15 protein-coding genes are annotated in these 19,981 nt (G+C 62.0%); 10 read left to right on the top strand and 5 right to left on the bottom strand.

What is annotated here, in order from left to right:
- Positions 1 to 4 precede the first annotated feature (4 nt).
- Together F757_RS0113630 and mhpT are read right to left on the bottom strand one after the other, a co-directional pair.
- On the bottom strand, positions 5 to 1,147 hold the full coding sequence (locus F757_RS0113630) for a porin (protein ID WP_027211872.1): 1,143 nt from the start codon (positions 1,145 to 1,147) through the stop codon (positions 5 to 7).
- 47 nt (positions 1,148 to 1,194) lie between these two features.
- Positions 1,195 to 2,433 carry a 3-(3-hydroxy-phenyl)propionate transporter MhpT gene (gene mhpT, locus F757_RS0113625; protein ID WP_442856643.1) on the bottom strand — a complete coding sequence of 413 codons (1,239 nt, stop codon included), beginning with the start codon at positions 2,431 to 2,433 and terminating at the stop codon, positions 1,195 to 1,197.
- A 468-nt stretch (positions 2,434 to 2,901) separates the two neighbouring features.
- On the opposite strand from mhpT, the gene F757_RS0113620 reads away from it, so the two are divergent.
- The 3 genes from F757_RS0113620 (at position 2,902) to F757_RS0113610 (ending at position 7,232) form a co-directional block, all read left to right on the top strand.
- A complete protein-coding gene (locus F757_RS0113620; protein WP_027211870.1) occupies positions 2,902 to 3,738 on the top strand; it encodes a p-hydroxycinnamoyl CoA hydratase/lyase in 837 nt (278 codons plus the stop codon).
- A 75-nt stretch (positions 3,739 to 3,813) separates the two neighbouring features.
- Entirely contained in the window at positions 3,814 to 5,265 is a 1,452-nt protein-coding gene (locus tag F757_RS0113615; protein WP_027211869.1) for an aldehyde dehydrogenase, read from the top strand.
- 77 nt (positions 5,266 to 5,342) lie between these two features.
- A complete protein-coding gene (locus tag F757_RS0113610; RefSeq protein WP_027211868.1) occupies positions 5,343 to 7,232 on the top strand; it encodes a feruloyl-CoA synthase in 1,890 nt (629 codons plus the stop codon).
- A gap of 135 nt (positions 7,233 to 7,367) precedes the next feature.
- Here F757_RS0113610 and F757_RS0113605 read toward each other — a convergent pair whose 3' ends face one another.
- Positions 7,368 to 8,057: a hydrolase gene (locus F757_RS0113605; protein ID WP_027211867.1), complete on the bottom strand. Its 690-nt coding sequence runs from the start codon at positions 8,055 to 8,057 to the stop codon at positions 7,368 to 7,370.
- A gap of 253 nt (positions 8,058 to 8,310) precedes the next feature.
- Positions 8,311 to 9,042: a fucose-binding lectin II gene (locus tag F757_RS36840; protein ID WP_027211866.1), complete on the bottom strand. Its 732-nt coding sequence runs from the start codon at positions 9,040 to 9,042 to the stop codon at positions 8,311 to 8,313.
- A gap of 369 nt (positions 9,043 to 9,411) precedes the next feature.
- On the opposite strand from F757_RS36840, the gene F757_RS0113595 reads away from it, so the two are divergent.
- From F757_RS0113595 to F757_RS0113575, 5 genes are all read left to right on the top strand, one after another.
- A complete protein-coding gene (locus F757_RS0113595) occupies positions 9,412 to 10,644 on the top strand; it encodes an acyltransferase family protein (protein WP_027211865.1) in 1,233 nt (410 codons plus the stop codon).
- A gap of 193 nt (positions 10,645 to 10,837) precedes the next feature.
- Positions 10,838 to 13,087 (top strand): ATP-binding protein, encoded by a 2,250-nt coding sequence (locus F757_RS0113590; RefSeq protein ID WP_027211864.1) that lies wholly within the window; start codon positions 10,838 to 10,840, stop codon positions 13,085 to 13,087.
- Between the two features lie 322 nt (positions 13,088 to 13,409).
- Positions 13,410 to 14,426, top strand: coding sequence for an ATP-grasp fold amidoligase family protein (locus F757_RS0113585; protein WP_027211863.1), 1,017 nt, complete (start codon positions 13,410 to 13,412; stop codon positions 14,424 to 14,426).
- A gap of 261 nt (positions 14,427 to 14,687) precedes the next feature.
- Positions 14,688 to 15,689, top strand: coding sequence for a glycosyltransferase family A protein (locus F757_RS0113580; RefSeq protein ID WP_027211862.1), 1,002 nt, complete (start codon positions 14,688 to 14,690; stop codon positions 15,687 to 15,689).
- Positions 15,690 to 15,774: 85 nt separating this feature from the next.
- Complete coding sequence (locus F757_RS0113575; RefSeq protein ID WP_027211861.1) at positions 15,775 to 16,998, top strand: acyltransferase family protein; 1,224 nt, start codon at positions 15,775 to 15,777, stop codon at positions 16,996 to 16,998.
- A gap of 87 nt (positions 16,999 to 17,085) precedes the next feature.
- On the opposite strand, the gene F757_RS0113570 is transcribed toward F757_RS0113575, so the two are convergent.
- Positions 17,086 to 17,937, bottom strand: a complete 852-nt coding sequence (locus F757_RS0113570) for an alpha/beta fold hydrolase (protein ID WP_027211860.1) — start codon at positions 17,935 to 17,937, stop codon at positions 17,086 to 17,088.
- A gap of 135 nt (positions 17,938 to 18,072) precedes the next feature.
- Between F757_RS0113570 and F757_RS0113565 the strand changes: the two genes are divergently transcribed.
- Complete coding sequence (locus F757_RS0113565) at positions 18,073 to 18,894, top strand: LysR substrate-binding domain-containing protein (RefSeq protein WP_198021394.1); 822 nt, start codon at positions 18,073 to 18,075, stop codon at positions 18,892 to 18,894.
- Between the two features lie 144 nt (positions 18,895 to 19,038).
- On the top strand, positions 19,039 to 19,959 hold the full coding sequence (locus F757_RS0113560) for an ATP adenylyltransferase family protein (protein ID WP_027211858.1): 921 nt from the start codon (positions 19,039 to 19,041) through the stop codon (positions 19,957 to 19,959).
- The last annotated feature ends 22 nt before the right edge of the window (positions 19,960 to 19,981 follow it).

The raw sequence follows: 19,981 nt of genomic DNA, 5'->3' as shown, positions 1-19,981 counted from the left end.
TCTCCTAGAACGCGTGCTTGATGCCGACCATCACGCCCGTCTGCCCCATGCCCCCGGCTGGCGTCGTGCCGCCACCGCCGCCGCTCACCGAATACCGTGCTTTCGCGCTGTTCGCGAGGTAGGCTGCCTGCGCATACACGGACGAGCGTTTGCTCAGCAGATACGTGGTGCGCAAGGTGCCCATCGTCGCGCGCGAGTCGTGTGCACTGTTGATGATGCGGAACACTTCTCCGTCGACCAGAAACGCGGGCGTGACGAAGTACGATGCGCCGACGAAGAACAGATCCGAGCGCACGTTGGGCACCGCCGGGGAATCCGTCACCACGCGGCGGCCCAGCCAGCCCGCGCCAAGCTTCACTCCCGCGTATTGCGCATACGCGCTGACATGCGTGCGCGCGTCCTTGTCCGCGCCGTTGCCAAGCGGCGTGGGCGCGACGCCGTCGAAGAAGTTTGCCTGCCCGCTCGCGCCGCCGCGTTGTTCCTCATACGACGCCGCGATGCCGAAGTTCGGCGCGTCGTACTTGAGCATGACCGACCAGTCGCGGCATTCCGTGGGATGCCCGGCCACCGACCCCGCGCAGGTGCCCTGCCCGGGCGAATTGCCGGTGCCCGCCGAATCGCGGCCGAACGAATAGCCCGCGCCGAGCGTGAAGCCCTTGTACGTACCCATGTAGGTGATCGAGTTGTCGGCGCGCGCGTTGGGCACATAGGCGTCGAGCGAACCCATGCCGTAAATGTCCGGGCCGATGATGTCCGCGCCTTGCAGCGACAGATAGGTCATCGTGTACTGGCGGCCGAATGCCAGCGTGCCGTACGGCCCCTTCACGCCGACGAATGCCTGGCGCCCGAACAGGCGTCCACCCTGCCCCGAACTGCCGTCACGAACATTGAAGCCGCTTTCCAGTGTGAAAACGGCGCTATAGCCGCCGCCGAGATCTTCCACGCCGCGCAGGCCCCAGCGCGAGGGCAATTCGCCCGTCACGGCGGGCATCCGGAACACGTGGCCGCCTGTTGCATTCGCATGCGACACGTACTCGAGCCCCGTGTCGATAATGCCGTAAAGCGTGACGCTCGACTGCGCAAGCGCACTCGTGCTGAGCGCACACAGGGTGCCAGATACCAGAAGCCGGGTTTTGACTGTTTGCATCGCGATCGTCTCCAAACGTTGTATGTGTTTTTACTCAGGATGGCTCATCAATCTGCCGCACGTGGGCGGCGAATCAGCAGCAGCGCCGCCGCGGCGGCGATCAGCGTGACGGGAATGCTTGCGCCGATTACCGTCGACGAACTGCGCCCCATCGCGAGCAATTGGCCCGCGGCGAGCGGCCCCACCACCGAACCGACGCGGCCCACCGCCACCGCCGCACCGACGCCGGTGCCGCGCATCGCCGTCGGATAGAACGCGGCGGAAAGCGCATACAGCACCGACTGGCCGCCGATCACGAACATTCCGGCGCAGAACGCAGACACCGTGAGCGCCGCGAAACCAGGCGCAACCGACAACGCCGCGAGCGACGCGATAATCCCGAGGTACATGCCCGACACAACCACGCCGCCGCGCAGGCGATCCATCAACATGCCGATGAACAGCGCGCCGAGCCCGCCGCCGATGTTGAAAAAGATCTGCACGTAGCCCACTTCGGCGCGCGCGAGTCCACGCGCTGCCATCAGCGAGGGCAACCAGTTGAGCAGAAAGTAAAGGACGATCAGCGTGCAGAAGTAGCTGACCCATATTTGCAGCGTCGAAAGCCCGCGGTTCGCGCCGAACAGCACCTCGCCGACCGGCGCGGGCTTCGCGTTCATGCCGTGCGATGCGCGTCTGAACGCTGTGGATTCAGGCAGAAATGCCAGCAGCAGCGGCACCAGAAGCAGCGGCCCGGCGCCGCCTACGTAGAAGATATGACGCCATTCGGTATCGCCGGCACTGGCTATGCCGACCATCGAAGCGATCACGCCACCAAACGGAATGCCGCAGTACATCACGCTGACGGCCGTGTTGCGCGACTTCTGGGGCACGGCTTCGGAGGACAAGGCAATCAGGTTTGGCAATGCGCCGCCCAGGCCGATGCCGGTCAATACGCGCACGAACACCAGCATCCCGAAGCTGCTGACCAGTGCGGTCCCAATGGAAAGCAGGCCGAACAGGCACGCGCACAGAACCAGAATGCGTTTGCGGCCGATACGATCCGCGAGCCGTCCGCCCAGCATCGCGCCCGGCAACAGTCCAAAGGTGCCGGCACTGAACGCGAGTCCCATTTGCGCGACGCTCAGCCCGAATTCACGCGCCATGCGGGGCGCCGCAACGCCCACCGACTGAAGATCGAGCCCCTCGAGAAGGGCAACCGCGAAACAAAGGCTCAACGTCATGACAGCGCCGGTGCGCGCGGCGGATTGCGTCATGCCGTCTCCGGGCGAGGCTGTTCTGGATTTCATGTCTGTCTCCTTTCGGCCCGACGCGACGCGCGTGCGTGACTCGGGTCGCATGCAAAGTGGATTGCTTGTTGTGTCGACGGCTGCCGCTGCCGCGATTTCATGTATCAGGCTTCCTGAGATTGCAGACGAATAAATGCGCGTTCATGCGAACGCGCAAAGCTCGCTGCGATCGGGCATATTAAATATCAGGCCACCTGACAAAACAAGCAGAGCGTATTCGGTGGATACCCCAGGTGATGCGACGCGATGCTGCGGCGCGAGGGTTTTCCCCGATCACATAGCGATTGTGTGTCAGGCCGCTTGATACTAGACTTTGTATCAGGCTACCTGATACGCAGCGACGCTTCGGGCGCGACGCAAGCGCCGGCAAGCGCCGGCAGACGCGAAGCAGACGTTGAGCAAACGCAATCAGGTGCTCGCACATCACCACTGACATTGATACGCGCGAAAGGCGCTGGAGCTACAAACATGGCAAGTTACGAGGGTCGCTGGAAAACCGTCGACGTGAAGGTTCAGGAAGGCATCGCATGGGTGACGTTCAATCGTCCCGAGAAGCGCAATGCCATGAGCCCCACGCTGAACAGCGAAATGGTGCAGGTACTGGAAACGCTGGAACTGGACGCCGATGCAAAAGTACTCGTGCTGACCGGCGCGGGCGACGCCTGGACGGCTGGCATGGACCTGAAGGAGTACTTCCGCGAAGTCGACGCCGGCCCGGAAATCCTGCAGGAAAAGATTCGCCGCGACGCCTGCCAGTGGCAATGGAAACTGCTGCGCATGTACTCGAAGCCGACCATCGCGATGGTCAATGGCTGGTGTTTCGGCGGCGGGTTCTCGCCGCTCGTTGCCTGCGACCTCGCGATTGCGGCTGACGAAGCGGTGTTCGGCCTGTCCGAGATCAACTGGGGCATTCCGCCGGGCAATCTGGTAAGCAAGGCGATGGCGGACACCGTCGGGCATCGGCAGGCGCTCTACTACATCATGACCGGCGATACTTTCGACGGTGCGCAGGCCGCGGCAATGGGCCTCGTCAACAGGAGCGTGCCGCGCGAGCAACTGCGCGCGGAAACCATCGCATTGGCCGCGAAGCTGCTCGAAAAGAACCCTGTCGTTCTGCGCGCCGCAAAGCATGGCTTCAAACGCTCGCGCGAGCTGACCTGGGAGCAGAACGAAGATTATCTCTACGCGAAGCTCGATCAGGCGCAACTGCGCGATCCGGAAAAAGGCCGCGAAGAAGGACTGCGGCAGTTTCTCGATCAGAAATCGATCAAGCCGGGGCTGCAGGCGTACAAGCGCAGCGAATGACGCACGAATGAAGATGCCTGCGTGCTTTGCAATTGCAGCGCGCAGCATAACGAACGAGCAAAGGAGACAGCCATCGTGAACGAAGTAAGTATGTTGATCGCAGGCAAGGACTGCCCGGCATCGAACGGCGCGACCTTCGAGCGCATCAACCCCGTCACCGGCGCGGTGGCTTCGCGCGCGCCGGCCGCCACGCTCGCCGACGCGGACGCAGCAGTTCAGGCCGCCGCTGCGGCTTTTCCCGCGTGGTCCGCGTTGCGCCCGAGCGAGCGCCGCGCGCGCCTGCTGAAAGCTGCCGACATCATGGACGCGCGAGCTGGCGCGTTCATCGAATGCGGCATGGCGGAAACGGGTGCCATGGCCAACTGGTACGGCTTTAACGTGCATCTCGCGGCCAATATGCTGCGCGAAGCAGCGGCCATGACCACCCAGATAGACGGCAGCGTGATTCCCACGGACACGCCCGACAATCTCGCGCTCGCAGTACGGCAGCCGTGCGGCGTGGTGCTAGGCATCGCGCCGTGGAATGCGCCGGTGATCCTAGGCACGCGCGCGCTCGCCATGCCGCTCGCGTGCGGCAACACGGTCGTGCTGAAGGCGTCGGAAGCCTGTCCGGGCGTGCACAGAATGATCGGCAGCGTGCTGCACGAAGCGGGACTCGGCGACGGCGTCGTCAACGTCGTGACCAACGCGCCCGAAGATGCCCCCGCCATTGTGGAACGCCTGATCGCGCATCCCGCCGTGCGGCGCGTGAACTTTACGGGCTCGACCCACGTGGGCCGCATCATTGCAATGCACGCGGCGAAGCACCTGAAGCCCGCGTTACTCGAACTCGGCGGCAAGGCGCCAGTGCTCGTGCTCGACGACGCCGACCTCGATGCGGCTACGGACGCGATTGCGTTCGGCGCGTTCTTCAATCAAGGGCAAATCTGCATGTCGACCGAGCGCGTGATCGCGCATCGCAGCGTGGCCGATGCGCTCGTCGCCAAGCTGGCCGACAAGGCCCGCCAACTGGTTGCCGACGCACCCACCTCCGGGCGTGCCGTGCTCGGCGCGATGGTCAGCGTGGATGCCGCGCGGCGTGCCGCCGCGCTGGTGGACGACGCGCGGCAACATGGCGCGACGATACTCGGCGGCGGCGTGCCCGATGGCGCGATCATGCAGCCCACTATCGTCGATCAGGTCAGTCCGGCCATGAAGCTCTATGCCGAAGAGTCTTTTGCACCGGTCGTGACCGTGCTGCGCGTGGATAGCGACGACGAAGCGGTGCAGGTGGCCAACGACAGCGAGTTCGGTTTGTCGGCGGCCGTGTTCAGCCGAGATATTGCACGCGCGATGAGCGTGGCGAAACGCGTCGAGTCAGGCATCTGCCACATCAACGGGCCGACCGTGCACGACGAAGCACAGATGCCGTTTGGCGGCGTGAAGGGCAGCGGCTACGGTCGTTTCGGCAGCAAGGCGTCGATTGCCGAGTTCACCGACCTGCGCTGGATTACGATTCAGACAGGCCCGCGCCACTATCCGGTCTGAAATACACGCCGTGCATCGGCATTATTCGAATCAGCATTCTTCGCGGCAGACGGAGAGTGGCAGCAAGGAGACAATCAGTGAATTCGCAGCCGACGCAAACCCGTGTCGACAAGGAGGCATTCGTGCGTTATCGCGAAGTGCGGATCGGAGCGGCGCCTGCACGCGTGCGTCGTCATGGCGACGTGTGGTACATGGAGTCCGCGGCGGAACCAGGCGCGTACCCCGAGCGCCTGACCGACCGGCTCGCGAGCGGCGCGCGTGCGCACCCTGAGCGTTGGCTCGTCGCGCGCCGCGGCGCCGACGGCGCATGGCGCGGCATCAGCTACGCCCAGATGCTGCAGCATGCGCGGGCCATCGGCCAGGCGCTGCTCGATCGCAAGCTGTCGGCTGAGCGGCCGGTCGCGATCCTCTCCGGCAACGATCTCGAACACATGATGATCGCGCTCGGTGCCATGTGGGCCGGCGTGCCGTATGCGCCCATTTCGCCAGCGTATTCGCTCGTGTCCAGCGACTACGGCAAGCTGCGCCACGCGCTCGAACTACTCACGCCGGGGCTCGTGTTCGCGACGGATGCAGCCGCGTTCGCGACCGCCATAGACGCGAGCGTTGCCGCCGGCGTCGAAGTCGTGGCCGCCACCGGCGCATGCGGGCGCCCCGTGACGGATCTCGCGGCGCTGCTCGACACCGCGCCTGCAACTGTGGACGCTGCACACGAGGCTATCGCCGCGGACAGTATCGCCAAGTTTCTCTTCACCTCCGGCTCCACGACCTTGCCGAAGGCCGTGCCTACGACACATCGCATGTTGTGCAGCAATCAGCAGATGCTGCTCGAAACTTTTCCGCAGTTCGCCGACGAGCCGCCTGTTCTGGTCGACTGGTTGCCGTGGAATCACACGTTTGGCGGCAGTCATAACGCGGGAATTGCGCTCTACAACGGCGGCACGCTTTACATCGACGACGGCAAGCCCGTAGGCGGCAAATTCGAGGAAACGCTGCGCAATCTGCGCGAGATCGCACCGACCATCTACTTCAACGTGCCGAAAGGCTGGGAAGAACTGACGAGCGCACTCGAAACCGACGCGCAGTTGCGCGAGACGTTTTTCTCACGCGTGAAGGTGTTTTTCTTCGCGGGCGCAGGGCTCTCGCAGGCAGCGTGGGACCGTCTGCAGCAGGTCACGGAACGGCACTGCGGCGAGCGCATTCGCATCATGGCGGGCCTCGGCATGACGGAGACTGCCCCATCGTGTCTGTTCACGACGTTGCCGGCGCTATGCGCGGGCTACGTGGGCGTGCCGGCGCCGGGTTGCGAGGTGAAGCTCGTGCCGGTGGAAGGCAAGCTCGAGGCGCGCTATCGCGGCCCGCACGTCATGCGCGGCTACTGGCGCATGGACGATGCAACGTCCGCACAATCGTTCGACGAAGAAGGCTATTACTGTAGCGGCGACGCGCTGAAATTCGTGGACCCGCAGCAGCCCGAACTGGGTTTGATGTTCGACGGCCGCATTGCCGAAGACTTCAAGCTGAGCTCAGGCACCTTCGTGAGCGTGGGGCCGATGCGCGCCCGAATCATTTCCGCCGGTGCGCCGTACGTCCAGGACGTGGTGGTCACCGGGCTCAATCGCGACGATGTCGGCGTGCTGGTGTTCCCGCGGCTGGACGACTGCCGGCGGCTCGCGCAACTGCCCGCATCCGCGAGCGCGTCCGAAGTCGTGAATGCACCCGCCGTACGCGCGTTTTTTGCCGGTCTGCTCGAGCAGCTCAATCGCGAATCGACGGGAGGCGCGACGCTGATTGCGCGCTTGCGTTTGCTCGAGGTCGCGCCTTCGCTGGATCTCGGCGAGATCACCGATAAAGGCTCGATCAATCAGCGTGCCGTGCTCACGCATCGCGCGGAACTAGTGGAGGCGCTGCACGATGCGGTGCGGCGCGACCCGCACGCGATTTACGCTGCGCATCTCTGGACGTGAAGCCGGACGGCGTGGCGCGCAAAGCTGCGCGCCACGCTCCGCGATTGACGGTTGGCCCTTGACCAAAGGCCAAGGGCCTATTGCCGTCAGGCATTAGCGATTGGCGAGGCGAAGCGCCGCCGATCGCCTACACACTTACTTGCGTGCGGGCACCGGCGCGAGCACCTCGTGCGTACCGACAGCGCGCTGCGCTGCCTTGTGAACCATCGTGTACGCGTAGTCGACGCCCATACCGTATGCGCCTGAATGCTCCTTGACGATGCCCATGACGGCGTCGTACGTCTCCTTGTGCGCCCAGTCGCGTTGCCATTCCAGCAGCACCTGTTGCCAGGTCACCGGCACGACGCCAGCCTGAATCATGCGCTGCATCGAATATTCGTGCGCTTCCTTCGAGGTGCCACCCGATGCGTCGGCAACCATGTAGATTTCGTAGTCGCCTTCGTCCATCGCGCACAGCGAGAACGAGTTGTTGCAGACTTCGGTCCACAGGCCCGCCACCACGACTTTCTTGCGGCCGTTCGCGGCAAGCGAGTCACGCACTTTCTGATCGTCCCACGAATTCATCGACGTGCGCTCAAGCACCTTGTGACCCGGAAACACGTCCAGCAGCTCGGGATACGTATAGCCCGAGAAGCTTTCCGATTCGACCGTCGTGATGGTGGTCGGAATGTTGAACACGCGTGCAGCCTTCGCGAGGCCCACCACGTTGTTCTTCAGCACCTGACGGTCGATCGACTGAACGCCGAACGCCATTTGCGGCTGGTGGTCGATGAAGATGATCTGCGAGTTGGCAGGCGTCAGGACTTGCAGTTTCGGATTAGCCATGGCTTTGTACGTCCTAAGGGTTCGGTAAAGGGTTGCTGAACACCGGCGTTGCTGAGCGTCGGAACGCATGCCGCGCTCGCTTCCGATGCGAGGAAAACTGCAACGCAGTCTATCGGCGCCCTTGCGTCGAGTCCTTGTGCAAGTCCTTAATCGTTCTTAAAAATAACAAAGCGTAAGGCTGGCAACTGTGCAGCCACTGAAAAAGCCCGGCCGCGCACGCGCACGGCCGGGCGATTACCCGCCTGGCGAACGATCAGCCGAGCGGCCAGTTCAGCACGACAAGGCTATCGTTGTAGTCGTTGTCCGTGCCGTCTTCCGAGCCGACAAGGCCAAAATACGTCTTCTTGAAGATGTCGACCTGGCGCGAGCCCAGTTTCGAAGGTTTGCCGTTCGCCGACACCACGACCTTCACCTTGCCCTTGCCCGAATTCAGGACTTGCGTCTGCAGGTTCTTATCTTGCGTGCCGTTGCCCTGGAAAGTCGCTGCAGGCGTCTTGCTGTCGTCGACGTAGACAGTAATGGTCTGCTCGGCTGAGGAATTCACGAGCGCGGTCACACCAAACGCGATATTGGCCGGCAGATTGAAGACACCGTCGCGCTCGCCACCGCCCGCCGGTTGAGGCTCCGGTTGCGGCTGGGCCGTGGCCTTCGCAAAGTAGGTGACGACGCAGCCGATGCCCAGATTCGACGCGCCCGCCGGCAGCACGCCGGGGGCGCCCGCCCACGTCACCGTGCACGCATCGATTTGCCCGCTCGCGTCCGTTTTCACCTTGTTCATCCAGCTGCCCACGTCGAAGCTGTACGGCGAGACGGAAATGTGAACGAACACGTCGTACGCGGAGAGTTTTTCAGTCAGTTGTGTGGTCATGAATTGGCGCATTCGGTCCACCACCGCCTGCGCACCGTTGGCCTGCACTGCGGATGCATCGGTCGCGGCCTGCTGCAGGAGAGCATACAGGTCGTTATGAGTGAATGGCTGTTGCATGTCGTTCCTCGTCTATGGAGTGCGCTGCGCTGAAAAGCGGCCCTGCAAAGTGGCCACTCGATCCAGCCGCGTAGGGTTGTGGTGGAACGATGCACTTCGCATCTGGCGCACGCTTCGCACCGCACGTGCCGCCCATTTGCTTCCTCACCGTCCCGCGACGCAGATTACGGTTCGCCGACGCATTAGCTAACTCCTTCTCCAGACAGCTACTCAAACGCCGCGCGCGCCGTTATCATCAGACGATTGCCGCACTCGGCGCAAATCGCCTGCTTCCGGCATAAAACGCAGGGAACTTCCGCAAAACGCATCAGGTCCACGGTCGTCGGGCCGCCAGTCGGGCGGCCTCGAATATCGAGGAGGATGTGTCCAATGAAAGAAGGACGTGTTGCCGCGCTCGATCTCGGTCGAGCGCTCGCGATCGTCGGTGTCGTTGCAGTGCACCTGTCATTTCAGTTTCCTCATCTGCCGCATGGCGTTGCGATAGTCGCGCGTATGGGGCAGTACGGCGTGCAGTTGTTCTTCGTGATCAGCGCGATCACCATCTTCATGACACTCGAAGCGGAGTTCGGGCGTTGCACCGGCGCGCCGCACGTGACGTTGCGCTTCTATATCAAGCGCTTCTTTCGCATAGCGCCGATGTACTACGCGGCAATCGCCGTCTATGGCGTGATCAGTTACGGCGCGGCGCAGTCCGGCTACGAGCGCGCGTGGGTGCTTGGCGCACACGGCGCGACAGACATTCTGCTCAACGTGCTGTTTCTGCATGCGCTCTCGCCCACTGCGATCAATAATGTCGTGCCGGGAGGATGGTCCATCGGCGTGGAGATGCTGTTCTATCTGATTGCACCGCTATTGTTTTTTGTGGCGATGAACCGCATGCGCCTGTTGATCGCGACGGTGCTGCTGCTTGCGTTGTCGATTGTTGCGTTGTCCACCAATGCATGTCGCGGCGGCCTCGTTTGCCATGTGAGCAACAACTCGTTCAGTTATTTCTGGCCGCCGGTGCAGGGGCCGTGCTTCATTGTTGGCATGTGGGCGTGGTACGCGTTCCGTTCGTATCTCACCGGAGCCTCAAGCGTCACCCGGCGTGCCTCGTGCGCGATGTTCGCGCTTGCTGCGGGCTTCTCGCTCGCGACGGCCACCCTCGGTGTCTGGCTTGCCAGGGCGCACGAACTCGCGCCGTTTTTCGCCGCGTGCAGCGCAGTTGCGTTCCTGCTGTTCGTGTGTTCGCGCAGTGGTGCAGGCACCGGAGAAGCCAGAGGCGAAGGCGCTGGAGAATCTCTTGCAAAGCGCAGCAGCCAGTTTGCAGGCACGCTCGTGCGCCGCTGCACCGGCGCGCTCGGCCGTGAAAGCTACGGAATCTATCTGTGGCACTTCATCTGCGTTTATGCCACGTTGCACTTCTTTCAGGCCAGGTTCGGGCAAAGCGATCGCGAGACGTCGCTCGTACTCTTCATTGCGACGTTGTTCGCGGTACTGGGAATGTCGTATGGATTCTCCCGCTTCTTCGAACGAGTGATTCAGGACCGCGCAACCCGCGTCTCGCGCAGTCTCCTCGCCCACGTGGATCGGCGCTTTGACAACCACGCGCGAAGCCGGTGAAAAGACCTAGGCACGCGGCTTGCTACTCATGCCGGTTGATTGGCGGCGGCTGCGTGTGCGGCCCGCCCCCGTTGCGCTACAAGCCTCAACTGTGCGGTTCGCGCTGCGCCGTTGCTATCTGCAACATGTTCCGGCATTACAACCGGCGAGTAAGTTCTTCGAAAGAAGGCTTCTCTTGCCATGGCAGTTAAAGATGCTCACTAGCACACAGCCGTCTCACGAGGATGCGCACGACTCAGGCCATTTCGTCCAGTTCTACGAATCCGACGCGGGTTTGACAGAAGAGGTGGGCGCCTTTCTGCTGCGCGCATTGAACGCGGGCGGCACCGCAATTGCGATCGCCACTGCCGACCACGTCGCGTCGCTCAGCTCGTGGCTGCATGCGAGACAGACCAGTTCCACGCAGTGCGATACATACGACCGGCTGATCCTGCTCGACGCGCACGCAACGCTCGAGCGCTTCATGGTGGACGGCAGGCCGGACGAAACCTTATTTGTCTCGACGGTTGGCGCGCTTGTCGCGAATGCGGCGCAGCGCGGACAGCCGCTGCACGCATTCGGCGAGATGGTGGCCATTCTCTGCGAGCAGGGACTCGGAGAAGCCGCGCTGCAACTGGAGGAATTCTGGAACCGTCTTGGCGAGCATTACCGGTTCTCGCTGTTTTGCGGCTATCCTGGCAGTCTGTTTCCTGGCGCGGAGCACACGCAGCTCTTTCGCCATATCTGCCACGCGCATCATCACGTGCTGCCGGGCAGCCCGTTGCGCGACGCCGGCCACAAGGAACTGCATCTGCGGCTCGCATTGGCTGAGCAGCGCGCAAGATCGCTGGAAGATGAAATGAAGCGCCGAAGAACCGCCGAACATCAACGCGACGCGGTGCTGATGAATTCCCCGGTGGCTTCGGCACTTCTTCTTGGCGACACGCACATATTCCAGCTCGCGAACCCGCGGTATATGGACATGGTGAATCGCGACGACCTGATCGGCCGCGCGTATCTCGACGCATTCCCCCACGAACGTGGCGGGCCCATTGCCGCCGCTCTGACGCAGGTATCTGCGTATGGCGTGCCCATCGTGCACGAAGAATATCGGACCCACGGTACGCGCGATCCGCTTTCGACGCGCGCCTATACGCTGCATTTCGAGCCGTTGCGCGCGTCGTCGGGCAGAGTCGAGGGTGTCATTCTTAGTGCGGTGGAAGTGACGGGATACGTACGTGCCCGCGAGACGCTAGAACGATCCCGCGCCGACCGGGAAGCCCTGCTTTCAGAATTGCGCCAGGCCAATGGCGCAAAAGACGAGTTTCTTGCGATGCTCGGACATGAACTGCGCAATCCGCTGGCGCCGATTGTCAGCGCGCTCGAACTGATGGGTCGACACGGCTCGGACTCGAGTTCGCGCGAGCGCGCGGTCATTCAGCGCCATGTGGATCATCTGTTGCGCCTCGTGGACGATCTGCTCGACGTTTCGCGCATTATTCGCGGCAATGTCGAGTTGAACAGGCAACTGGTCGACGTGCGTGAAGTAGTCGAGAAGGCTCTCGAAATGACGAGCGTACTCATGCAACAACGCGCTCATCGATTGAAACTCGACGTCGATCGAACACTGAAATGTATCGCCGACCCGACGCGGCTCGCGCAGGTGATCTCCAATCTGCTCATCAACGCCGGCAAATACACCGAAGCGGGCGGAGAAATCACCGTCAGCGCGGCGGGCAACGACGCGAACAGCATCCGCATCAGCGTGCGGGATAACGGCATCGGCATTGCGCCCGACGTATTGCCGCGCGTTTTCGATACCTTTTATCAAGGCAAGCAGACAATCGATCGTGCGGAAGGCGGCCTTGGCATTGGTCTCGCCCTTGTCAAGAACTTCGTGAAACTGCACGGCGGCCACGTCGAGGCAGCGAGCGACGGGCCTGGCCGTGGCAGCGAGTTCACGATCGTATTGCCGCGCGCACCGGCGCAGGTCCTCGCAAGTAGCGGCAAAGAGGAAATACGCATTGCGCCGCCCGCATCGTTTGTCGTGCCGCGCCCAGGGAAAGACTCAGGCACGCGTGAACGGCGCATTCTGCTCGTCGACGATAACGTCGACGCCGCGGACGCACTGGCAGAACTGCTCAGAAGCTATGGCCACTCGGTCAAGACCGCCTACGACCCCACTGCGGCGCTCGAGGAAGCGGCGAGATTCCGCCCCGCTATCTCCGTGCTCGATATCGGCCTGCCTGTCATGGACGGCTATGAACTCGCCCGGCAATTGCGCTCACGCGCGGTCGACTGGCAATGCGTGCTCGTTGCGTTGACCGGTTACGGCCAGAATGCGGACCGCGAACGCAGCCGTGCGGCCGGCTTCGATCATCATTTCGTCAAACCACTGCGGCCCGCAGATCTGCTCGAAGTAATCGACCGCCTTTCCTTTGACGCCTCCGGCGAAGTTCGATAAACGCAAATAACGCGCGCACATCTCGCGAAGTAAAAATCATTCGCTGATTAGCCGCTTCACGCTGTCCGCTTCGGCCACTTCCTTTCGACTCCCAAACGTTCTGCAAGCGCATCGCCGCTTTCGAATCATTCCGATCCGGGACGCATAGCCCGTCGATAACCCTCCCGCAAAAACGGCCAGTTTCATGGGATTGGGCCAAAACACCTTCGTTTAGCGACGTCCTCAATTACGCCAGGTACGCTGCGTTAACCTCGCGTTGTGATACATCGGCAAGCCTCTTCGGGCTCTGGATGTAGCGCGAATAACCGACAGGACTCGAAAAATGACGACGACCAACTCAGTTCAGTTTACGGGTGAAGCCAGCACGTCCGTGCCGCAGCAGGAAGTGCAAACGGCAGAGCGTATCGCGCCCGCGCGCCGGCAGTCGGCTCTGCGTAAGGTAAAGGAAGCGGCCAAGTCGCTGCTGCCTGCGCCCTTGTTCCTGGCCCTGCTGCATCACAAGGAAATAGGCCGCTATCCGAACCTGTTTCGCCCCACCACTTTCAACGAAAAGATCCTGCAAAAAAGCCTGCGGCCCGACCCCTGGTTCGCGGAGCTGACCGACAAACTCACGGTGCGTGACTATGTCGCGAGAAAGCTGGGAGAAAAACATGTAATACCGCTGCTGGCGGCGCCGGACGTCTTCACGAGAGATGTATTCGATGCGTTGCCGAATTCTTTCGTCATGAAAGCGAACCACGGCAGCAGCTATGTAGAGGTGGTGAGAGACAAATCGGCGCGCTCATTCGAACAACTACGAGAACTCGCTGATTACTGGCTGACGCTCGACTTCTACAAGATTGCGCGGGAAAAACACTATCGGCAAATCAAGCCACGCATCTTCTTTGAGCAACTGTTGCTGGACGATAGCGGCCAGATACCCGCCGACTACAAACTGCACTGCTTCGGCGGACGAAGCGGACGGCCGCTCATTTACATTCTCGTGATTTCGGACCGCTTCGGCGCGAATACGCGCGGCGATATTTACGACACCGCCTGGAATCATCTGGACATGGCCATTGGCGCCTACAAGCCGAGCCCAACACCCGCGCCGCGCCCCGAGAATCTGGACGCCATTCTTGCTGCGGCAAGAAAGCTATCCGAAGACTTCGACTATGTTCGCGTGGACCTGTACGCGCCGGATAGCCAGATCTTTTTCGGCGAGCTGACCTTCACTCCCGGCGCGGGCGTGCTGCCCTTCACACCGGACCGGGTTGACTACGAGTGGGGAAAACTCGTGCCCGACGCCTTCCTGTCCCCGCAGCCGCCTTTACCGACTCCTGCGGCAAGCGCGGTGTAGCGCTTGCCGATTTCTCCGGCAAGTTTGTCGCGAGCCGGCGCGCCGCACTGGCGCCTAATCCCGGCTTTACCGAAGCACACCCTGAACCGCAGAACGCTGTGTTATCGACCGCACATATCGCATTACGTTTGTTGGCGGCGCAACGAACGGAAAGGTAAATTGATTTGTGCCAGTTCGGCGGATATCCATGCAACCGGATAGGCCGAGGCGGGCGATTATCGCCGCTGCCTTGCGGTTTCGGTTTACGACAGGTGAAGAGATATGCAAAACGTGACGATCGTCATCTGCAATTACAACTATGGCCGCTTTCTCGCCCAGGCAATCGACTCGGCGCTTGCCCAGGACTATCCCGCAACACAGGTACTGGTGATTGACGACGGGTCGACAGACGGCTCGCGAGAGATTATTGAAAGCTACGGCCACCGCATCAAATCGCTCTACAAGCAGAACGGGGGTCAGGTCTCCGCTTATAACGACGCGGTAAACATGATCGACACGGAATTCGTCATGCTGCTGGATTCCGACGATCTGCTGTATGCGCATGCAGTTTCTAAGGTCATGCACGCGTTCGAGACCGGCAACTTCGTCAAGGTTCAATTCCGGCTCGACGTTATCGACCGTGCGGGCAAAGCTTCAGGCAGTTACGTGCCGCATTCGGCGGCGCCAAAAGACTGCGGCAGCCTGCTGCGCCAGGGATGGTTATATCCGTCGCCGCCGGCCTCGGGCAACGCATATCGGACCAGCGCACTGCGAAAGATTTTTCCCGTGCCGGAAGCCAACGTCAATCGCTACGGGGCGGACTTCTATGCGATCTACGGCGTTGCGCTACTCGGAGCCGTTGCCACCATTTGCGAATCGCTCGGCGCATACCGCGTGCATCGCACCGAACACGCGGGAATCGATTTCGCGAACTCGGAAAGCAGCGACAAGGCGCCAAAGGCATTGACCAAACGTTGGGCAATTCTGCGGCAGATGGCGCGCGCACGCCTCGGTATCGAACTGCCGCTGTCGTTCTATGATTTTTCGCTCGAGAAGTCGCACTTCTGTTCTGCCGTCTACCAGGCGCCGTTCACGAAGCGCTGGCAGTGGGTAAGCCGCCAGTCGCACAGCTATTTTCGCTCGATAGTCGGCAACCCCTTCTGGAGCTACAAAAAGAAGATCGGCACGCTCGCTTTGTCCAGTCTCTGCCTTTTGCCTTTCTCCGCACTTTCCGATTTCGCCGTTCGTTACATTGCCAACCCTCTTGCCCGGCGTCGCCTTTAGTGATCCGAAATAACTCGACGCGCGTCATTCAATTGCAGCGAAACGCAATCCCTTCTGCGTAACCCCATCTTGCGTGGACATCATGATGAACAAGTTCGTTGGTCTGGACGTGCTTCGCTTCGCGCTGGCCGTTTATCTGATGATCTTTCACTCGATACATCAGTACCCGCAGTACGTGACGCTGCCGCTCGTCGAACTGGCCAATCTCGGCGGGTTTGCCACCAGTTCGTTCTTCATTCTGTCGGGCTTCATCCTGGCCCACGTCTACTTTGGACGCACGACGGAACTGCGCGGCGGCACACGCGAGTTCTTCGTGAAGCGCCTGTCAAACCTTTACCCGGTGCATCTGATCGCTCTGGTACTGGTGTTGCTCGTCTCCGTGGCAGGCACGCGAGGATTCCACCAGTTCGCACTGATGACGCTCGACGATGGCGAGCACTTCGTCACGCTAGGTTCGACCGAAACGGCCTTCAATTTCGTGCTGAACCTGTTCCTGCTTCAGGTGTGGTATCCGCTGTATGGCTCCGTGAATCCGCCGTCGTGGTCGCTCGCAACGCTGTTCTTTTTCTATCTGGCGTTTCCCTTCTTCGCGCCGCGCATTCTCCAGGCACGCAACAAGTTTCGGCTTGTATTCGTGCTGTGGGTGCTTTATCTCATCGCGCCTGTCGTCGCGACGCTGATGCACTGGTACGGCCCTGTTGCAGTCGGCATCGTCATGCGCAACCCGGTGCTGCGCCTGCCTGAATTTCTTGTCGGCATCGCCGTGTACGGGCTCTTTCGCGAAGGCCAGCTCAATGCGATATACGAGAGCCTGGCGAAGATCGGCGCCGCCTTGCTCGTGTTTGCAGGCTCGTTCGCGGTGGCGGCATGGCTCGAGTCACATGGGTCGCTCAGCACACGCTACATCGTTCACAACGGCGCATTGATGCCAGCAGAGGTGCTGCTCGTCATTGTCTTTGCGGGACTTGCGGTTCCCTCGCGATTCGCGGCGCTGGCCACACGCGTCGGCAACTCCGCGCTTTCCATCTTCGCGATTCATGTCCCGGTCTTTCTCGTTCTGATCAAAGTGCTGAAGCTGCTTTCCATTGGAAAGTCGCCGCTGTGGTGCGCCGCGCACTTTTCCGAGTGCGTCGCGGCGTCGAAAGAAGTCGTACCCAGTATGGCGACGTATCCGCTCTATCTGATCGGAACGGTGGTTGCGGCCGTTTATTTCCAGGAGCGGCTGGTTGCTCCGTTGAGAGACTGGATTCGCGGCCGACTCCTCACCAGGACGCCACGCGCACCGGCGGCCGGCGCAAGAAGCCTCTGATAAATCGGGCCGCCGCTGGCGCCGCCGGCCTCACTTGCCCCGCTGGCCCCAAGATGCGGTAGGCACTCGGCGTTGCAGAGCCGCCGCTCAGAAGCTCGCAAACGCATGTACCAGCCGGTTAAACGCGCCCGCGTTGGACACGTTCATGCCGTGCGACGCGCCCGCAATGGTCTGCCGCTCCGCGTAGTCGATCCACTCCGCGAGCTTCTCGACATTATTGCGGAACATCCGTGGGCTGCGTTGCCCCTCGATCAGCAGCGTTCTGCATTTCACACTGCGCGCCGCCTCGCGCGAATACGCGGGCAACGGATCGCGGAACTGCTTGGGCAGGGTGGCCGCGTTATCGGCGGCCATCGTGCGAAAGGCAACTGGACTCTTGCGCCAGGAGCCAGGCGCGCTAACGGAGTCGACGAACAATTCGAGGCCCGCGTCGATCTCGCCGCCCTCGATAAGTTCAGCCACGCGCGCGCGCAGCGCGTTGGTCGCAGCGGGCAGCGAAGCCTCGGCCATGCCGTCGGTCTGCAACGGACCGCCAGGGTCCGCGAGCGTGAGCGTCTTCACGAGGCGCGGGTACTCGCGCGCGACGTGAAATGCCACGCATCCGCCACGCGAATGCCCGACCAGATGGACCGGCGCGATAGCGAGCGCCTCGATGAACTCGGCCAGTTCCGCGACATGTGACTGCCAGCCGAACTCGCCCTGAATGCAAGCCTCGCCGGCCGGCCAGTAATGGCTCAGGCTCACCGAAATGCAGCGAAAATGCGCTGAAAGTGCCGCCGTCTGCGCGCTCCAGTAGCGGTAGTCGCACAGTGAGCCGTGCACGAACACGAGCGGCTCGCCCTCCCCACACTCGACGTAAGGCACGCAAATACCGGAGGCAATGGTCGCAAACGAGAGTTCGGGCGCGCCAAGCAGGGAAAAATCGGTTCGGGCGTTCATACACTGGCTCCTTTGGCAGCACTATGCCGTAGGTCAATATTTAAGAAAATCGCGTAATATTGATGGAATCCATCTATTTTTCTGATACCAGTCTTGAACGCCCCCTTTAAAGCCCTCGATCTCGACGTGATGACGATGATTGTCGCCGTGGCCGACGCCGGCAACATCAGCCGTGCGGCGGAGCTCGTGCACCGGTCGCAGTCCGCCGTCAGCATGCAGATCAAAACGCTCGAAGCCGCGCTCGGCAAGCCGCTCTTCGTGCGCAAGCCGAGGAGCGTGCTGCCCACCCAGGACGGCGAAGTGCTGCTCGCCTACGCGCGCCGCATGCTGGCCTTGCGCGACGAAGCCTGGGCGGCCGTGGTGCGCCCCGACGTCACCGGGCGCGTGAGCATCGGCGTGCCGGACGACTACGCGTCGTCGCTGCTGCCGCCCATTCTCAAGAAATTTTCAGCGAGCTATCCCAAGGTGGAGATCCGGGTGGTCGGCTTGCCGAGCGTGGCGCTTGCGCCCATGGTGAAAGACGGTTCCGTAGATCTGGTCTGCGCGACGCGCGTGAAGGGTCTGTCCGGAGAATTCCTGCGCCTGGAGCCAATGGTGTGGGCCGCATCGCCGGGCGCGCACGACATCTGGCGCGAAAGGCCCTTGCCGATTGCCGTGTTCCTGCCGGGCAGCGTCGCGCGCGAGAATGCGATCCGCAGCCTCGAACAGGCCGGAATCAGCTATCGCACGTCGTATGAAAGCCCGAGTTTGATGGGGCTGGTGTCGATGGCCGAAGCGGGGCTTGCCGTGGTCCCGCTCGCCCAATGCGCCGTGCCCGCGCATTTCGCGCTTCTTGGCCAGGCGCAAGGCTTGCCGGAAATCGCGGCGCTCGAAGTGGTGCTCGCGAGAAGCACAGCCTCCAAACGCCCGCCGTGCGATTTTCTGGCCGAGAAGATCATCGCCGAATTGCGGCGCTAGGCTGCCGCAGCCGCTTCTCGTGCGGCTGCGACGGCGACCATGACGGCGACGCGCGTTGCGCAGACGCGCGGCACGAGGCACGAGGCACGAGGCAAGTGTATAAAGAAAGCTGCACGTCGCGCCGAACTGAAGCTGCCGATTCCGATGAACACGCCCTCTCGCACACCGCCCGGCAACCTGTGGCCCGCCATCTTGCGCCAGACCCAGCATGCGCTCGCTTGCGGCGCGCTGCATCCCATACAAACCAGCCGCACAACGATTGAAGACGGCGGTGTCCGCTTTCTAATCCGGCAAGTGTCGAGTCTGGAACGCAAGGAACGGGACGCACGGCAACGCAAGACAGAGGCGGCCAGCAGTTTTACGACCAACCCTTTCCTGCCCTGCGACCGCAATCTGTTCGTCGCCGATATTTCCGACACGCATCTCGTTCTGCTCAACAAGTTCAACGTGATCGACCACCATCTGCTGGTGGTGACGCGCCGCTTCGAATCGCAGGAGAACCTGCTGAACGTGGCAGACTTTCGCGCGCTATTCGATTGCATAACGCAGTTTGAGGGCCTCGGTTTTTACAACGCGGGCACGGCCGCGGGCGCGAGTCAGCCTCACAAGCACCTGCAGATCGTGCCGCTGCCGCTCGACGAAAGCGCGCCTGATGTACCGGTCGAGTCGCTGCTTGCTACAGCGCCCGTGGATGGAACAGTCTGCACGGTGCCCGGCCTTGGATTTGCGCATGCGTTTGCACGGCTCGATGCGAAGCTCGCCGACCGGCCGCTGGAACTGGCGTGCAGTGGATTGGACACGTACCTGCATCTGCTCGATGCAACCGGTCTGCACGCCGTCGACGTGAACGGCGAAGCACGGCAATCGGCCCCCTACAATCTGCTCGTCACCACGCGATGGATGATGCTCGTGCCTCGCTGCGCCGAAGGTGCCGAGGGAATTGCAGTCAACGCGCTGGGGTTTGCGGGCTCGCTCTTCGTTCGCAACGACATGCAGATGCAAACCATCCGGAGGCTCGGTCCAATGAATCTGCTGCAGAGAGTCGCGGGAATCATGGCGCACTAGCCGTACGCACGCCAGCCTGGCC

Source organism: Burkholderia sp. WSM2232 (assembly GCF_000472545.1).
In the GTDB taxonomy this organism is placed as follows: Bacteria; Pseudomonadota; Gammaproteobacteria; order Burkholderiales; family Burkholderiaceae; genus Paraburkholderia.
The sequence above is the reverse complement of the archived record's forward strand: the minus strand, read 5'-3'. Positions and strand labels throughout refer to the sequence as shown.

Bases quoted from the DNA above. Each gene is read 5' to 3' on its own strand.
- F757_RS0113630 (WP_027211872.1), bottom strand. From the start codon at position 1,147: ATGCAAACAGTCAAAACCCGGCTTCTGGTATCTGGCACCCTGTGTGCG.
- mhpT (WP_442856643.1), bottom strand. From the start codon at position 2,433: ATGAAATCCAGAACAGCCTCGCCCGGAGACGGCATGACGCAATCCGCC.
- F757_RS0113620 (WP_027211870.1), top strand. From the start codon at position 2,902: ATGGCAAGTTACGAGGGTCGCTGGAAAACCGTCGACGTGAAGGTTCAG.
- F757_RS0113605 (WP_027211867.1), bottom strand. From the start codon at position 8,057: ATGGCTAATCCGAAACTGCAAGTCCTGACGCCTGCCAACTCGCAGATC.
- F757_RS36840 (WP_027211866.1), bottom strand. From the start codon at position 9,042: ATGCAACAGCCATTCACTCATAACGACCTGTATGCTCTCCTGCAGCAG.
- F757_RS0113595 (WP_027211865.1), top strand. From the start codon at position 9,412: ATGAAAGAAGGACGTGTTGCCGCGCTCGATCTCGGTCGAGCGCTCGCG.
- F757_RS0113590 (WP_027211864.1), top strand. From the start codon at position 10,838: ATGCTCACTAGCACACAGCCGTCTCACGAGGATGCGCACGACTCAGGC.
- F757_RS0113585 (WP_027211863.1), top strand. From the start codon at position 13,410: ATGACGACGACCAACTCAGTTCAGTTTACGGGTGAAGCCAGCACGTCC.
- F757_RS0113580 (WP_027211862.1), top strand. From the start codon at position 14,688: ATGCAAAACGTGACGATCGTCATCTGCAATTACAACTATGGCCGCTTT.
- F757_RS0113575 (WP_027211861.1), top strand. From the start codon at position 15,775: ATGAACAAGTTCGTTGGTCTGGACGTGCTTCGCTTCGCGCTGGCCGTT.
- F757_RS0113570 (WP_027211860.1), bottom strand. From the start codon at position 17,937: ATGAACGCCCGAACCGATTTTTCCCTGCTTGGCGCGCCCGAACTCTCG.
- F757_RS0113565 (WP_198021394.1), top strand. From the start codon at position 18,073: ATGATTGTCGCCGTGGCCGACGCCGGCAACATCAGCCGTGCGGCGGAG.
- F757_RS0113560 (WP_027211858.1), top strand. From the start codon at position 19,039: ATGAACACGCCCTCTCGCACACCGCCCGGCAACCTGTGGCCCGCCATC.